This window comes from Pseudomonas extremaustralis, from assembly GCF_900102035.1.
Lineage (GTDB): Bacteria > Pseudomonadota > Gammaproteobacteria > Pseudomonadales > Pseudomonadaceae > Aquipseudomonas > Aquipseudomonas extremaustralis.
Genome location: NZ_LT629689.1, coordinates 3,431,340 through 3,447,277, shown reverse-complemented (window position 1 = coordinate 3,447,277; position 15,938 = coordinate 3,431,340). Strand labels below are relative to the sequence as shown.

Below are 15,938 nucleotides of genomic sequence, written 5' to 3'. Positions count from 1 at the left end.
GACATCGCGGCTTCCCAGGGGTGTTTTTGCATTCTGTGCGCTTTGTATCAAAACCCACTGATAAACGAGGGCTTCTGCTCAGCTATACTCGCTCGCATTTGAATGGCCCTCGAGGAGTTACTGTGAAGAATTGGACCTTGCGCCAGCGCATTTTGGCGAGTTTTGCGGTCATTATCGCGATCATGCTGCTGATGGTGGTGGTGTCCTATTCACGGTTGCTGAAGATCGAGACCAGCCAGGAAGCCGTCCGTGACGATGCGGTGCCAGGGGTTTACCTCAGCTCGATGATCCGCAGCGCGTGGGTCGACAGCTATCTGCTGACGGTCGACATCATCGGCCTGCGCGAAGACAAGACCCTCACCGGCAGTGACAAGGCGGACTACAGAACCTTCGACGCGCGCATTGAGCAACAGATGGCCGGTTACGAAAAAACCATCCATGGCCAGGCCGATCGCATGGAGTTCGACAACTTCAAGGCGTCGCACATCAACTACAACAAAGCCCTGGCCGAAGTGCTGGAGCGAATCGAAGCCAAAGACCTGCCGGCGGCGCGCGTATTGCTCGATGAGCAATTGACGCCGATCTGGACCGAAGGGCGCATGAAGCTCAATGACATCATTACCAGCAACAAGGGCGTCTCCGACCAGGCCTCGGCGGCCATCGACGACGCGGTGCTGTCGGCCAAGATCAGCATGGTCGTGTCGCTGGTCGTCGCCATCCTGGCCGCCGGCCTCTGCGGCCTGTTGCTGATGCGCACGATCATGGCGCCTATGCGGCGCATCGTCGATATCCTCGAAGTCATGCGTACCGGCGACCTTAGCAACCGCCTGAACCTGGAACGCCACGATGAATTCGGTGCTGTCGAAACCGGCTTCAACGACATGATGACCGAGCTGACGGCGCTGGTGGCCCAGGCCCAGCGGTCGTCGGTGCAGGTCACCACCTCGGTCACCGAGATCGCCGCCACCTCCAGGCAGCAACAGGCCACGGCCACCGAGACGGCGGCAACGACCACCGAGATCGGCGCCACTTCCCGCGAGATCGCCGCCACTTCCAAAGACCTCGTGCGCACCATGAGCGAAGTTTCCACCGCTGCCGATCAGGCCTCGGTGGCCGCCGGTTCCGGCCAGCAAGGCCTGGCGCGCATGGAAGAGACCATGCACTCGGTGATGGGCGCGGCCGACCTGGTCAACGCCAAGCTGGCGATCCTCAATGAGAAGGCCGGCAACATTAACCAGGTGGTGGTGACCATCGTCAAGGTCGCCGACCAGACCAACCTGCTGTCGCTCAACGCGGCTATCGAGGCCGAAAAGGCCGGTGAATACGGGCGCGGTTTTGCCGTGGTCGCTACCGAAGTGCGGCGCTTGGCCGACCAGACCGCCGTGGCCACCTACGACATCGAGCAGATGGTGCGGGAAATCCAGTCGGCGGTGTCGGCGGGCGTGATGGGCATGGATAAATTCTCCGAGGAAGTGCGCCGCGGCATGTTCGAAGTGCAGCAAGTGGGCGAGCAGTTGTCGCAAATCATCCATCAGGTGCAGGCCTTGGCGCCGCGGGTGTTGATGGTCAACGAAGGCATGCAGGCCCAGGCCACCGGCGCCGAGCAGATCAACCATGCGCTGGTGCAACTGGGCGATGCCAGCAGCCAGACGGTCGAGTCCCTGCGCCAGGCCAGCTTTGCCATCGATGAACTGAGCCAGGTTGCGGTCGGTCTGCGCAGCGGCGTGTCGCGTTTCAAAGTCTGATGAGCGACCTCGCGACTAAACGCGGCGCCGTCCCGGCAGCGAAAAAAGCGTTGTTTCTGGTGTTCCACATCGGCAGCGAACGTTATGCCCTCAAGGCCACCGAAGTGGCCGAGGTGCTGCCGCGCCTGCCACTCAAACCTCTCGCCCATGCGCCATTGTGGGTCGCCGGGATTTTTGCCCATCGCGGCGCGATGGTGCCGGTGATCGACCTCAGTGCCCTGACCTTCGGCACGCCGGCCCAGGCGCGCACCAGCACCCGGCTGGTGCTGGTCAACTACAAACCCGAGCCCTGGCTCGACGCACGCTGGCTGGGGCTGATTCTGGAGCAGGCCACCGAAACCCTGCGTTGCGACCCGGCGGAGTTCAAGCCCTACGGCCTGGACAATCCCCAGGCGCCGTACCTGGGGCCGGTGCGCGAAGATGCCTTGGGCTTGATGCAATGGATCGGCGTCGCGGACTTGCTCACCGATGAAGTGCGCGCCTTGCTGTTTGCTGCCGGGCCGAGCCTATGAGCAACGACCCACGCTTCTTTGCCTTCTTGAAGGAACGCATCGGCCTGGACGTGGCCTCTGTGGGCGAGGCCATCATCGAACGCGCCGTGCGCCAACGCAGCCAGGCCGTCGCGGCCCAGACGGCGGATGAATACTGGCACCACTTGCAACGCTCCCACGACGAACAGCAAGCGCTGATCGAAGCCGTGATCGTGCCCGAGACCTGGTTTTTCCGTTATCCCGAATCCTTTGCGACCCTGGCCCGCCTGGCCAAGGCGCGCCTGGCCGAGATCAACCAACTGCGCGCCCTGCGCATTCTCAGCTTGCCCTGTTCCACCGGCGAAGAACCCTATTCGATCGCCATGGCCTTGCTCGATGCGGGCCTGGCGCCGCACCAGTTCAAGGTCCAGGGCGTGGACGTCAGCCCGCTGTCGGTGGCGCGCGCCCAGCGTGGCGTGTACGGCCGCAACTCGTTTCGTGGCGGCGACCTTGAGTTCCGCGACCGCCACTTCACCGAGCAGGCCGATGGTTACCGCCTCGAAGACCGCGTGCGCGAACAGGTGCGGCTGAACGTCGGCAACCTGCTCGACCCGGGGTTGCTCGCCAATGAACCGAGCTACGACTTTGTGTTTTGCCGCAACCTGCTGATCTATTTCGACCAGCCGACGCAAAAACAGGTGTTCGAGGTGCTCAAGAAGCTGACCCACGTGGACGGCGTGCTGTTTATCGGTCCGGCCGAAGGCAGCCTGTTGGGTGGCCAGGGCATGCGCTCGATCGGCGTGCCCCAGTCGTTCGCCTTCAGCCGGCACACCGAACCGGTCAAGCCTGAGCCGGTATTCATGCCGATCCCCGCGCCGCCGCCTCGGCGCAACGTCCTGCCGACCGCGCCCAAGCCGCGACCGTTCAGTACGCCCAGTCCCCAGGTGCTGCCGGTCAAGGCGCCGCCGTCGGATGCTGGCGACCTGCTCAGCCAGATCGCGACCCTGGCCAACGAAGGCAAAAGCGCCGAGGCCCGTGCCGCCTGCGAACGTTATTTGAGTCAACACCCGCCGGCCGCCCAGGTGTTTTACTGGCTGGGGCTGCTCAGCGATGTGGCCGGCAGTGCCCTGGAAGCCCAGGGGTTTTACCGAAAAGCCTTGTACCTGGAACCGCAGCATCCGCAGGCCCTGATGCAACTGGCCGCGCTGCTCGAAGCCCAGGGCGACATTGCGGGGGCGCGCCGTTTGCAGGCGCGGGCCGCGCGTAGCGAGCGAGCTGACAGTGAGCAAAAACGATGAGTAGCCCCGACGTGCTCGACACTGCAGGCCTGGACCTGACGTTGGCCGACACCCAGGCCATCGACGATTGCTGGAACCGCATCGGCATTCACGGCGACAAGTCCTGCCCATTGCTGGCGGACCATATCCACTGCCGCAACTGTTCGGTGTACGCCGCCGCCGCCACCCGCCTGCTGGATCGCTACGCGTTGCAGCAGGACGACCATCGCCCGGTCGCCGCCGAAGCGGGCGAAGACATTGTCACCCGTTCCCTGCTGATGTTCCGCCTCGGCGAAGAATGGCTGGGGATCGCCACCCGGTGCCTGGTGGAAGTGGCGCCGCTGCAACCGATTCACTCCCTGCCGCACCAACGTTCCCGCGCCTTGCTCGGCGTGGCGAATGTGCGCGGCGCGCTGGTGGCGTGCCTGTCGCTGGTGGAATTGCTGGGCCTGGACGCCACCAGCCATGGCGCCATCGCCGGGCGTATCATGCCGCGCATGCTGATCATCGCCGCGCAGGATGGCCCGGTGGTGGTGCCGGTGGATGAAGTGGACGGCATCCACGCCATCGATGAGCGCACCTTGAACGCGGCATCGACCTCTGGCGCTCAGGCCAGCGGCCGTTTCACCCAAGGCGTGTTGCAGTGGAAAGGCCGCAGCCTGCGTTGGCTGGACGAGGCGCAATTGTTGTCCGCCGTGACCCGGAGCCTCACATGACCCCCGAGCAGATGCGTGATGCTTCGCTGCTGGAACTGTTCAGCCTGGAAGCCGACGCCCAGACCCAGGTGCTGAACGCGGGCCTGCTGGCCCTGGAACGCAACCCGACCCAGGCCGACCAGCTTGAGGCCTGCATGCGCGCGGCCCACTCGCTCAAGGGCGCGGCGCGCATCGTGGGCGTGGACGCCGGGGTCAGCGTGGCCCACGTCATGGAGGATTGCCTGGTCAGTGCCCAGGAACGCCGCTTGTACCTGCAGCCCGAACATATCGACGCGCTATTGCAAGGCACCGACCTGCTGATGCGCATCGCCACCCCCGGCAACGACGTGGGGCCGGCGGATATAGAAGCCTATGTGGCATTGATGGAGCGCTTGCTGGACCCCTCGCAGCCGACCGCCAGCCTTGCGCCGCCGCCCGCCCCAGCACCGTTGCCTGCCCCGTTGCCCATCGTCGAGATGCTGTTGCCGGAACCGGAACCGGAACCGGAGCCTGCGCCGCCGATTCCTCTCTCGCCGTCGCGTCAGAGCAAACCCATGACCGAGGGCGGTGAGCGAGTGCTGCGGGTGACCGCCGAACGCTTGAACAGCCTGTTGGACCTGTCCAGCAAGTCCCTGGTGGAAACCCAGCGGCTCAAACCGTACCTGGCCAGCCTGCAACGCCTCAAGCGCGTCCAGGGCAACGGCTTACGTGCACTGGACCACCTCGATGGCCACCTCAAGACGCTCGGCTTGAGCCTGGAAGCCCAGGAAGCCCTGGCCGATGCCCGCCGCCTGCTCAGCGAAGCCCAGGCCCTGTTGGTGGAAAGAACCGTCGAGCTGGATGAGTTCGGTTGGCAGGCCGGCCAGCGCGCCCAGGTGCTCTACGACACCGCGTTGGCCTGTCGCATGCGTCCGTTTGCCGATGTCCTTGCCGGTCAGGTGCGCATGGTGCGTGACCTGGGGCGCAGCCTGGGCAAGCAAGTGCGCCTGGAGATCGAGGGTGAAAAGACCCAGGTCGACCGCGACGTGCTGGAAAAGCTCGAGGCGCCGCTCACCCATTTGTTGCGCAATGCCGTCGACCACGGTATCGAAATGCCCGAGCAGCGCATTCTGGCGGGCAAGCCGGCCGAAGGCCTGATCCGCCTGCGCGCCTCTCACCAGGCCGGGTTGCTGGTGCTGGAGTTGAGCGATGACGGTAACGGTGTTGACCTGGAGCGCCTGCGCGCCACCATCGTCGACCGCCACCTGTCGCCGCCGGAAACAGCCTTGCGCCTGAGCGAAGAAGAGCTGCTGACGTTCCTGTTCCTGCCGGGTTTCAGCCTGCGCGACAAAGTCACCGAAGTCTCCGGGCGCGGTGTCGGTCTGGATGCGGTGCAGCACATGGTCCGCCAACTGCGCGGCTCGGTGGTGCTGGAACAGACGCCGGGGCAGGGCAGTCGCTTCCATTTGGAAGTGCCGTTGACCCTGTCGGTGGTGCGCAGCCTGGTGGTGGAAGTCGGCGAAGAGGCCTATGCGTTCCCCTTGGCCCATATCGAGCGCATGTGCGACCTGGCGCCCGACGACATTGTGCAATTGGAAGGCCGCCAGCATTTCTGGCACGAGGGCCGGCATGTCGGCCTGGTCGCCGCCAGCCAGTTGTTACAGCGCCCGGCGGCGCAGAGTAATGACGAAACCCTGAAAGTGGTGGTGATCCGCGAGCGCGATGCGGTGTACGGTATCGCCGTAGAGCGTTTTGTCGGCGAGCGTACCCTGGTGGTATTGCCGCTGGATGATCGTCTGGGCAAGGTTCAGGATATTTCCGCCGGGGCCTTGCTCGATGACGGCTCGGTGGTGCTGATCGTCGATGTCGAGGACATGCTGCGCTCGGTGGACAAACTGCTCAACACCGGTCGACTGGAGCGCATCGCCCGGCGCAGCCAGCAGGCCGCCGAGGCACCGCGCAAGCGGGTGCTGGTGGTGGATGACTCGCTCACGGTACGGGAATTGCAGCGCAAATTACTGCTCAATCGCGGCTATGAAGTGGCGGTGGCGGTCGATGGCATGGACGGTTGGAACGCGTTGCGCTCCGAGGACTTTGACCTGTTGATCACCGATATTGATATGCCCCGCATGGACGGCATTGAATTGGTCACACTTTTGCGGCGTGACAGCCGCCTGCAATCGTTGCCGGTGATGGTGGTGTCCTACAAGGATCGCGAAGAAGACCGGCGTCGTGGACTGGACGCCGGCGCGGACTACTATTTAGCCAAGGCGAGTTTCCATGACGACGCGCTGCTCGATGCCGTGGTGGAACTGATCGGAGGTGCGCGGGCATGAGGATTGCGATCGTCAATGACATGCCCCTGGCGGTGGAAGCCTTGCGCCGCGCCCTGAGTTTCGAGCCCGCGCACGAAGTGGTGTGGGTCGCCAGCAATGGCCTGGAAGCCGTGCAGCGCTGCGCCGAATCGACCCCGGACCTGATCCTGATGGACCTGATCATGCCGGTGATGGACGGCGTGGAAGCCACTCGCCGGATCATGGCCGAGACCCCGTGCGCCATCGTGATCGTCACCGTCGACCGCCAGGCCAACGTCAGCCGCGTGTTCGAAGCCATGGGCCACGGTGCCCTGGACGTGGTGGACACGCCGCCCCTTGGCGTGGGCAACCCCAAGGACGCGGCGGCGCCGCTGTTGCGCAAGATCCTCAATATTGGCTGGCTGATCGGTCAGCGTGGCAGCCGCGTACGGGCCGAAACCGCACCGCAGCGTGCGTCCGGCAAACGCCAGCGCCTGGTGGCCATCGGCTCGTCGGCGGGCGGCCCGGCGGCCCTGGAAGTCCTGCTCAAGGGCTTGCCACGGGACTTTCCCGCCGCCATCGTGCTGGTGCAGCATGTGGACCAAGTGTTCGCCGCCGGCATGGCCGAATGGCTGAGCACGGCCTCGGGACTGCCGGTACGCCTGGCCCGCGAGGGTGAACCGCCCCAGAGCGGCGTGGTATTGCTGGCGGGGACCAACCACCACATTCGTCTGTTGAAGAATGGCACGCTAGCCTATACCGCGGAGCCGGTGAACGAGATTTACCGGCCTTCGATCGACGTCTTCTTCGAAAGCGTGGCGAGTCACTGGAACGGCGACGCCGTCGGTGTACTCCTGACCGGCATGGGGCGTGACGGCGCCCAAGGCCTCAAACTGCTGCGTGAACAAGGTTATTTGACCATCGCCCAGGATCAGCAAAGCTCGGCGGTGTATGGCATGCCCAAAGCGGCGGCAGCGATTGATGCTGCTGTTGAAATTCGCCCACTGGACAGCATTGCGCCCCGATTGCTGGAGGTGTTTGCAAAATGATCCGCTCTTCCCGCTGCTGGCAGGCAGGTAGAAATTCAGGTGACTGCACATGAATGATTTACAGATCGACGACATTAAGACCGACGAAAACGCCGCCATGGTGTTGCTGGTCGACGACCAAGCCATGATCGGCGAGGCGGTGCGGCGTGGCCTGGCCCATGAAGACAACATCGACTTTCACTTTTGCGCAGACCCTCACCAGGCCATCGCCCAGGCGATCCGCATCAAACCGACTGTCATCCTGCAGGACCTGGTGATGCCCGGCCTCGACGGCCTGACCCTGGTGCGCGAATACCGCAACCACCCGGCCACGCAGAACATCCCGATCATTGTGCTTTCCACCAAAGAGGACCCCATGATCAAGAGTGCGGCGTTCGCGGCCGGGGCCAACGATTATCTGGTCAAGCTGCCGGACAACATCGAACTGGTGGCGCGCATCCGCTATCACTCGCGCTCATACATGACCCTGCTGCAGCGGGACGCGGCGTATCGCGCGCTACGGGTCAGCCAGCAACAGTTGCTCGACACCAACCTGGTGCTGCAACGGCTGATGAACTCCGACGGCCTCACCGGGCTGTCCAACCGCCGGCACTTCGACGAATACCTGGAACTGGAGTGGCGCCGCGCCATGCGCGACCAGACCCAGTTGTCGCTGCTGATGATCGACGTGGATTTCTTCAAGACCTATAACGACAGCTTCGGCCACGTCGAAGGCGACGAAGCCCTGCGCAAGGTCGCTGCCGCCATCCGCGAAGCCAGCAGCCGCCCTTCGGACCTGCCGGCGCGCTACGGCGGCGAAGAGTTCGCCCTGGTGCTGCCCAATACTTCGCCGGGTGGGGCGCGGCTGGTGGCCGAAAAGCTGCGCATGGCCGTCGCCGCGCTGAAAATCCCGCATATCGCCCCGGCCGAAGGCGCGGGCCTGACCATCAGCATCGGTCTGTCGACCATGACCCCAGTACAAGGCACCGATTGCCGGAAACTGATCATGGCGGCAGACAAGGGGTTGTATACGGCCAAGAATAACGGGCGCAATCAGGTCGGCATCGAGTGACTTGAGACTGGGGCAAATCCGAATATGGGAGCAAACCCCCTCCCACAGTGGCAATTCATGTTCTGCGGCTTGCCTGCAAACCCCGGCCTTTTCGCCAAGCGGGCTGCCGTTGTCGGACGTTTGCCGTTATACTCGCCGGCTTTCAAAAGTTCGCCAACGAGTGCTGCCCGCCATGGAAATCAACCCGATCCTTAACACCATCAAGGACCTGTCCGAGCGCTCCGAAACTATTCGGGGGTATCTTTGACTACGATCAAAAGCATGAGCGTCTGACCGAAGTCAATCGCGAGCTTGAAGATCCGAGTGTCTGGAACAAACCTGAATACGCCCAGGAACTGGGCCGCGAGCGCTCTGCGCTGGCACAGATCGTCGACACCCTCGACGAACTGAACACCGGCTTGGGCGATTGCCGCGACCTGCTGGACATGGCCGTCGAAGAAAACGACGAAGGCGCAGTGGGCGATGTCGTCGCCGAGCTGGCCCGTCTCGAGGAAAACCTCGCCAAGCTCGAATTCCGTCGCATGTTCAGCCACGAAATGGACCCGAACAACGCCTACCTGGACATTCAGGCCGGTTCCGGCGGCACCGAAGCCCAGGACTGGGCCAACATCCTGTTGCGCATGTACCTTCGCTGGGCCGACAAACGCGGTTTCGACGCGACCATCATGGAGCTGTCGGCCGGTGAAGTCGCCGGCATCAAGGGCGCCACCGTGCACATCAAGGGCGAGTACGCCTTTGGCTGGCTGCGTACCGAGATCGGCGTGCACCGCCTAGTGCGCAAGAGCCCGTTCGACTCCGGCAACCGTCGCCACACCTCGTTCTGTGCGGTATTCGTTTCGCCCGAGATCGACGACAAGGTGGAAATCGAGATCAACCCGGCCGACCTGCGGATCGACACGTACCGCTCCTCCGGCGCCGGTGGTCAGCACGTAAACACCACCGACTCGGCCGTACGTATCACCCACGTACCGACCAACACCGTGGTCAGCTGCCAGAATGAGCGTTCCCAGCACGCGAACAAGGACACCGCCATGAAAATGCTGCGGGCCAAGTTGTACGAGCAGGAAATGCAGAAACGCAACGCCGCTTCCCAGGCGCTGGAAGACACCAAGTCGGATATCGGCTGGGGTCACCAGATCCGTTCTTATGTGCTCGATGCGTCGCGGATCAAGGATCTGCGCACTAACATCGAACGCAGCGATTGCGACAAGGTGCTCGACGGCGACATCGACGAATACCTGGAAGCCAGCCTGAAATCGGGCCTGTAAAGACTGTAGGAGCCGGCTTGCCGGCGATCCCCGGCCGCAGGTCGGGGACAACGAACCTGATGGAAAATCTAAAGACATGAGCGACCAACAACTCGACCCGCAAGCCCTGCAACAGGAAGAAAACTCCCTGATCGCCCTGCGCAAGGAAAAGCTTGCCGCCGAGCGCGCCAAGGGCAATGCCTTCCCCAACGACTTCCGCCGCGAAAACTACTGCGATGCCTTGCAGAAGCAGTATGCGGACAAGACCAAGGAAGAGCTGGCAGAGGCTGCGATCCCGGTCAAGGTGGCAGGTCGCATCATGCTCAACCGTGGCTCGTTCATGGTGATCCAGGACATGACCGGGCGCATCCAGGTCTACGTCAACCGCAAGACCCTGTCCGAAGAAACCCTGGCCTCGGTGAAAACCTGGGACATGGGCGACATCATCGCCGCCGAAGGCACCCTGGCCCGTTCCGGCAAGGGCGACCTGTACGTCGAAATGACCAGCGTGCGCCTGCTGACCAAATCCCTGCGCCCGCTGCCGGACAAGCACCACGGCCTGACCGACACCGAGCAACGCTACCGTCAGCGTTACGTTGACCTGATCGTCAACGAAGACGTGCGCCAGACTTTCCGCGTGCGTTCGCAAGTCATCGCCCACATCCGCAGCTTCCTGATGAAGCGTGACTTCCTGGAAGTGGAAACGCCGATGCTGCAAACCATCCCCGGCGGCGCCGCAGCCAAGCCATTCGAAACCCACCATAACGCGCTGGACATGGAAATGTTCCTGCGTATCGCGCCTGAGCTGTACCTCAAGCGCCTGGTGGTCGGCGGTTTCGAGAAGGTGTTCGAGATCAACCGCAACTTCCGCAACGAAGGTGTCTCGACCCGGCACAACCCGGAATTCACCATGTTGGAGTTCTACCAGGCCTACGCCGACTACGAAGACAACATGGACCTCACCGAAGAACTGTTCCGTGAACTGGCGCAGCTGGTCCTGGGCAGCACCGACGTGCCGTACGGCGACAAGGTGTTCCACTTCGGCGAGCCGTTCGTGCGTCTGTCGGTGTTCGACTCGATCCTCAAGTACAACCCCGAGCTGACCGCCGACGACCTGAACGACATCGACAAGGCTCGCGCCATCGCCAAGAAAGCCGGGGCCAAGGTGCTGGGCTTCGAAGGCCTGGGCAAGCTGCAGGTGATGATTTTCGAGGAACTGGTGGAGCACAAGCTGGAACAGCCGCACTTCATTACCCAGTACCCGTTCGAAGTGTCGCCGCTGGCCCGTCGCAACGATGAAAATCCGAACGTCACCGACCGTTTCGAGCTGTTCATCGGCGGCCGCGAAATCGCCAACGCCTACTCCGAGCTCAACGACGCGGAAGACCAGGCCGAGCGCTTCATGGCCCAGGTGGCCGACAAGGACGCCGGCGACGACGAAGCCATGCACTACGACGCCGACTTCGTGCGGGCCCTGGAATACGGCATGCCGCCGACGGCCGGTGAAGGTATCGGTATCGACCGCCTGGTGATGTTGTTGACCAACTCGCCGTCGATCCGCGACGTGATCCTGTTCCCGCACATGCGGCCACAAGCGTAACCGTAGCGAAATCCAGAGCCGCCTTTTATAAGGCGGCTTTTTTATGCGGCGTTTATAAGCGTCAAGCAAACAGCGCCGGGTTTTTGATCTATTCAAGGATGTCAGTCGTGAACCGCGTAACCGCTCAAGAAGGCGCCGCCGGCATTGCCGCTGCCGTGGCTGAAAGCGTCCAGTACCAGGGCCGCAAGGCCAGTCGTCGGGGCAGCGAGCAGCGCAGGCAAGACATTCTCGATGCCGCCATGCGCATCGTGGTACGCGATGGAGTGCGGGCTGTGCGCCATCGTGCGGTGGCGGCGGAGGCGGGTGTGCCCTTATCGGCGACGACGTATTACTTCAAGGACATCGATGACCTGCTCACCGATACCTTCGCCCAATACGTCGAACGCAGCGCCGCCTTCATGGGCAATTTGTGGGTGCGCAACGAAGGCCTGTTGCGTGAGATGGTCGCCTACGGCGATGGCAGCCCGGAATCGCGCTCGCAATTGGCCGATGACATTGCAAGGCTGACCGCCGATTACGTCATGCGCCAGTTGAACAACCGTCGCGAACACCTGATGGCCGAACAGGCGTTTCGCCAGGAAGCCTTGCTCAACCCGCGCCTGGCCGAACTGGTGCGTTCTCACCAGCAGATCCTGTTGCAGGGCACCGGGCAGTTTTTCCAGGTATTGGGCTCGCGTGAGCCGCAGCAGGATGCCAAAGTGTTGACGGCGATAATCGGTCGGATGGAATATCAGGGCCTGCTGGGCGGCGCAGAGCCTCTGACCGCTGACGAGATGCTTGAGATTCTCAAGCGTTACATGCATTTGGTGTTGGCCTCGGTCTGACACCGGGGGATGTCCAATGAAAACCTGGCGTGTCGCGGTCATCGCGTTGTCGTTCCTGCTGCTCAGCGGTTGCCTGGTAACCTTCAAGGACCCGCTGCCGGCCCCTGAAGCCGCGCCGAAGGCCTTGCTGGGCCAATGGAGCAGCAAAAACGCCTGGGGCGAGCCCCTCAAGCTGACCATCAGCCGCGCCGGCCAACATCGCTACAAAGCCGTGAGCTACCCTACAGCCAAGCCGAGCCAGCGCGACGAGTACCTGTTCAGCGTCTCGCGCCATGGCAGCCGCTGGTACTTGTCGGCGCCGTTGCCGGCAAAATTCGGTGGGCATTACGTCCTGGCCGGCTTTGAGATCGACGATAAGCATGAATTGGTGGTCTACAACCTCGACCTTGAGCAGATCCATCAAGCCATAGGCCAGCAAGCATTGCACGGCAGCCCAGTAGAAACCGTCGAAGGCGCCGGGGTGCTGGTGGACAGCCCCATGAACCAGGTGTTTGCCTACCTGGATAACCCGGCCAACGCCGATGTGTTCGTTGAAGCCGCCCGCTACCAGCGCGCGGGCCAATAACGTTTAAAGAGGAAGCACCGGGTGGACGATTACCAGCAGACGATACGCACCTTGTCTGATCGCATTGTGCTGGCGCAAACACCGATTCGCGTCCTCGACGCGGTGAAATGGGACGAAAACATCCGCCAGGGATTCCTCAAGGCCAAGGGCAAGGCCATGCCCGCCGTAGACCGCGACTACTACCTGAATCGCCCGCTGTCGTTCGACTCCAGCGCGGTGAAGCTGGAATTCCAGAATATCGAGCGTGACATCACCCGCCGTCTCGGCCAGTTCAGCCCGGTGGGGCAGATCATGCGCCGCATGTGCCGGGAGTACCGCATGGTGGTGCGTATGCTCGAAGCCCGCGGTACCGAGGACTTCGGCCTGATTTCCCAGGAACTGTACGGCGCCGCCTCCGACGCCTTCCATGCCGGCGACCCGACCCTGGCTGACCTGGGCCTGATGCTCTCCGACTACTTGAACAATATCGACGTCCGTGGCGACCTGAAGGACGAGGCCAAGACCCTCACCGCCAAGGACGCGGTCAGCCTGTTGCAAACCCGTCTGAACAAGGTGTTTGGCGAGGCCGAGGAAACCATCCGCGTATTCGAGTCCGACGGAATCGTCGCCGACGCGGCAGCGGGTGCCGACTACATCAAGATCCGCGCCGATGCGATGTTCAACGAGCGCGACGTGCGTGCACTGGAAGTGCATGAAGGCCTGGTGCACGTGGGTACCACCCTCAACGGCCTGAACCAGCCGATCTGCACCTTTCTGTCCAAGGGCCCGCCGTCGTCCACCGTGACCCAGGAAGGCCTGGCGATCCTGATGGAGATCATCACCTTCGCGTCCTACCCCAGCCGCCTGCGCAAACTGACCAATCGCACTCGCGCTATCCATATGGTGGAAGAGGGCGCCGACTTCCTGCAGGTGTTCGAGTTCTTCCGTGAGCAAGGCTTTGAAATGGCCGAAAGCTACGGCAATGCCAGCCGCGTATTCCGTGGCTCGGTGCCGACTGGCCTGCCGTTTACCAAGGATTTGTCCTACCTCAAGGGCTTCATCATGGTCTACAACTACATCCAGCTGGCTGTCCGCAAAGGCAAGCTGGAACAAGTGCCGCTGCTGTTCTGCGGCAAGACCACCCTGGAAGACATGCGCACCCTGCGCCAACTCATCGACGAAGGCCTGGTGGTACCGCCCAAATACCTGCCCGAGCAGTTCCGCGACATGAACGCGCTGGCGGCGTGGATGTGCTTCTCCAACTTCCTCAACCACCTGAGCCTGGACCGGATCGAGGCGGATTACTCCAACATCCTGTAAACGATGTGACTGATGCAACGGCTTCAACAATGTGGGAGGGAGCTTGCTCCCGATAGCGCTGCATCGGACGCATAAGTGTCAACTGACACACTGCTATCGCAGGCAAGCCCGCTCCTGCAGTCCGATCCCATGGGTCTTTAGATTTACAACCTGCTCACGAGGCTTCAACGGATGAGAATCCTCGGCATTCTTTGCCTGCTACTCACATTGAACGGCTGCAGCTCGCTGCTGTTCTACCCCGAACCCGGCCTGCCGTTCACGCCAGAAAAGGCTCACCTGCAATACCGTGACGTCACCCTGACCACCGCCGATGGGGTAAAGCTGCACGCCTGGTGGCTGCCGGCCAAGCCCGGCGTGCCGCTCAAGGGCACGGTGCTGCACCTGCATGGCAACGGCGGCAATCTGGCCTGGCACCTGGGCGGCAGTTGGTGGTTGCCGGAGCAAGGCTATCAAGTGCTCTTGCTGGACTATCGCGGCTACGGACTGTCGGAAGGCAAACCCTCGTTGCCGGCGGTCTACCAGGATGTGGACGCGGCATTCAGTTGGCTCGACAAGGCCCCGGAAACCCAGGGCCAGCCCCTGATTGTCCTGGGCCAGAGCCTGGGCGGTGCGTTGGCGGTGCATTACCTGGCTGACCACCCGGAGCGGCAGTCCCAGCTCAAGGCCCTGGTGCTGGACGGTGTGCCTGCCAGTTATCGTGACGTAGGACAATTCGCCCTGAGCACCTCTTGGTTAACATGGCCATTGCAAGTGCCCTTGTCCTGGCTGGTGCCGGATGCCGACAGCGCTATCCAAGCCATGCCCCGGTTGACCGGCGTGCCCAAACTGCTGTTCCACAGCCTGGATGACCCGATCGTACCCGTGGCCAATGTTATCCGCCTGTACCAGGCCGCACCGCCGCCCCGGGTATTGCAGTTGACCCGCGGTGGCCATGTGCAGACCTTCGCCGACAAAACCTGGCAAACCGTGATGCTGCGGTACCTGGATGACCCGCAACACTTCAACGGCCTGCGCCGCCTCGGCGAAATTCCGAATTACCCGACTTCCCACGTTGATTCATCAGAGAGCCCGCAATGAGCGAAGAACGCAATATGATCCCGCTGATCCTCACTGGCATCGGCACCATCATCGGCACCGTCGGCTGCCTGTGGTACTACGGCTACCTGCACTTCGCCAAACCGGAAGATGCGTTGCTGCTCAGCGACTTCACCATGCTCAAGACCGTGCCTGGCGAGGACTACAAGATTTCCCTGACCCCGGCGGCCCAAGTGGCGCAATGCGTGGACGGCGTATTGGTGATGTTTGACACCGAACAGAAGGGCCTCAGCGGTGTGCTGGTGAACAACAAGAAACAGGCCGTGCGTTGCGTTGGTCAGGAAACCCCGCAGTTGCAGCAATAACCCGCACTCCCGAAATATTTGGAACCGCATTCCGTGAGAAACCACTGAGTGGGGTGTCAGCAGCGCTGGCACATAACCTACGAATGACGAATCCAGGAGTGTGATGATGGACGTTGGTGCATTAGGCCGGATGTTGGGCATGTCGAGGGGCCAGGACAGCCTCGACCAGAAGGGCGCGTATGGCCGCGAGCAGCAGAAGGGCGGAATCGATCCGGAGCTGCTCAAGAAACTGTTGGAAATGCTCTCGGGTGCTGCCGGTGGCGCGCAGAGCGGTGGGGGTTCCTCGGGCGCTGGCGATCAGCCGGACCTTGAGCAAATCAACAAGATGCTGGCCGGACGCGAAGGCATGCAGGCGATGATGCCGGATAGCGACAACGGTCGAAAAATCCAAGTCTGACAGGCAAGAAAAACCCCACCGTCAGGTGGGGTTCTTCTTTCCAGCA

The 15,938-nt window shown here is 62.5% G+C and carries 15 protein-coding genes; all 15 read left to right on the top strand.

Annotation, left to right across the window (positions count from 1 at the left end; all coding sequences use genetic code 11):
• Positions 1 to 122: 122 nt before the first annotated feature.
• On the top strand, positions 123 to 1,745 hold the full coding sequence (locus tag BLR63_RS15830) for a methyl-accepting chemotaxis protein (RefSeq protein WP_010563473.1): 1,623 nt from the start codon (positions 123 to 125) through the stop codon (positions 1,743 to 1,745).
• Positions 1,745 to 2,257: a chemotaxis protein CheW gene (locus BLR63_RS15825; RefSeq protein ID WP_010563474.1), complete on the top strand. Its 513-nt coding sequence runs from the start codon at positions 1,745 to 1,747 to the stop codon at positions 2,255 to 2,257. Before BLR63_RS15830 ends, BLR63_RS15825 begins: the two co-directional genes overlap by 1 nt.
• The gene (locus BLR63_RS15820) at positions 2,254 to 3,513 is read left to right on the top strand and encodes a CheR family methyltransferase (RefSeq protein WP_010563475.1); all 1,260 of its coding nucleotides are present in this window, start codon (positions 2,254 to 2,256) and stop codon (positions 3,511 to 3,513) included. The genes BLR63_RS15825 and BLR63_RS15820 overlap by 4 nt, the downstream gene beginning before the upstream one ends.
• A complete protein-coding gene (locus BLR63_RS15815; protein WP_010563476.1) occupies positions 3,510 to 4,208 on the top strand; it encodes a chemotaxis protein CheW in 699 nt (232 codons plus the stop codon). Before BLR63_RS15820 ends, BLR63_RS15815 begins: the two co-directional genes overlap by 4 nt.
• Positions 4,205 to 6,502: a hybrid sensor histidine kinase/response regulator gene (locus tag BLR63_RS15810; RefSeq protein WP_010563477.1), complete on the top strand. Its 2,298-nt coding sequence runs from the start codon at positions 4,205 to 4,207 to the stop codon at positions 6,500 to 6,502. Before BLR63_RS15815 ends, BLR63_RS15810 begins: the two co-directional genes overlap by 4 nt.
• Entirely contained in the window at positions 6,499 to 7,509 is a 1,011-nt protein-coding gene (cheB, locus tag BLR63_RS15805) for a chemotaxis response regulator protein-glutamate methylesterase (RefSeq protein ID WP_010563478.1), read from the top strand. Before BLR63_RS15810 ends, cheB begins: the two co-directional genes overlap by 4 nt.
• Positions 7,510 to 7,558: 49 nt before the next feature.
• Positions 7,559 to 8,560 (top strand): response regulator, encoded by a 1,002-nt coding sequence (locus BLR63_RS15800; protein WP_010563479.1) that lies wholly within the window; start codon positions 7,559 to 7,561, stop codon positions 8,558 to 8,560.
• Positions 8,561 to 8,732: 172 nt separating this feature from the next.
• Positions 8,733 to 9,828, top strand: a protein-coding gene (gene prfB, locus BLR63_RS15795) for a peptide chain release factor 2 (protein WP_130926045.1) whose coding sequence is annotated in 2 segments (ribosomal slippage) — positions 8,733 to 8,804 and positions 8,806 to 9,828 — 1,095 coding nt in all. Because the reading frame shifts where the segments join, the coding sequence is not laid out codon by codon here.
• Between the two features lie 76 nt (positions 9,829 to 9,904).
• Complete coding sequence (gene lysS, locus BLR63_RS15790; RefSeq protein ID WP_010563481.1) at positions 9,905 to 11,407, top strand: lysine--tRNA ligase; 1,503 nt, start codon at positions 9,905 to 9,907, stop codon at positions 11,405 to 11,407.
• Between the two features lie 107 nt (positions 11,408 to 11,514).
• Positions 11,515 to 12,231: a TetR/AcrR family transcriptional regulator gene (locus BLR63_RS15785; RefSeq protein ID WP_010563482.1), complete on the top strand. Its 717-nt coding sequence runs from the start codon at positions 11,515 to 11,517 to the stop codon at positions 12,229 to 12,231.
• A 16-nt stretch (positions 12,232 to 12,247) separates the two neighbouring features.
• The gene (locus BLR63_RS15780) at positions 12,248 to 12,796 is read left to right on the top strand and encodes a hypothetical protein (protein WP_010563483.1); all 549 of its coding nucleotides are present in this window, start codon (positions 12,248 to 12,250) and stop codon (positions 12,794 to 12,796) included.
• A 21-nt stretch (positions 12,797 to 12,817) separates the two neighbouring features.
• Entirely contained in the window at positions 12,818 to 14,095 is a 1,278-nt protein-coding gene (locus tag BLR63_RS15775) for a flavohemoglobin expression-modulating QEGLA motif protein (protein WP_010563484.1), read from the top strand.
• A gap of 171 nt (positions 14,096 to 14,266) precedes the next feature.
• Complete coding sequence (locus tag BLR63_RS15770; protein WP_010563485.1) at positions 14,267 to 15,172, top strand: alpha/beta hydrolase; 906 nt, start codon at positions 14,267 to 14,269, stop codon at positions 15,170 to 15,172.
• The gene (locus BLR63_RS15765; protein WP_010563486.1) at positions 15,169 to 15,495 is read left to right on the top strand and encodes a hypothetical protein; all 327 of its coding nucleotides are present in this window, start codon (positions 15,169 to 15,171) and stop codon (positions 15,493 to 15,495) included. The genes BLR63_RS15770 and BLR63_RS15765 overlap by 4 nt, the downstream gene beginning before the upstream one ends.
• Positions 15,496 to 15,601: 106 nt before the next feature.
• Entirely contained in the window at positions 15,602 to 15,892 is a 291-nt protein-coding gene (locus BLR63_RS15760) for a hypothetical protein (RefSeq protein ID WP_010563487.1), read from the top strand.
• Positions 15,893 to 15,938: the final 46 nt, after the last annotated feature.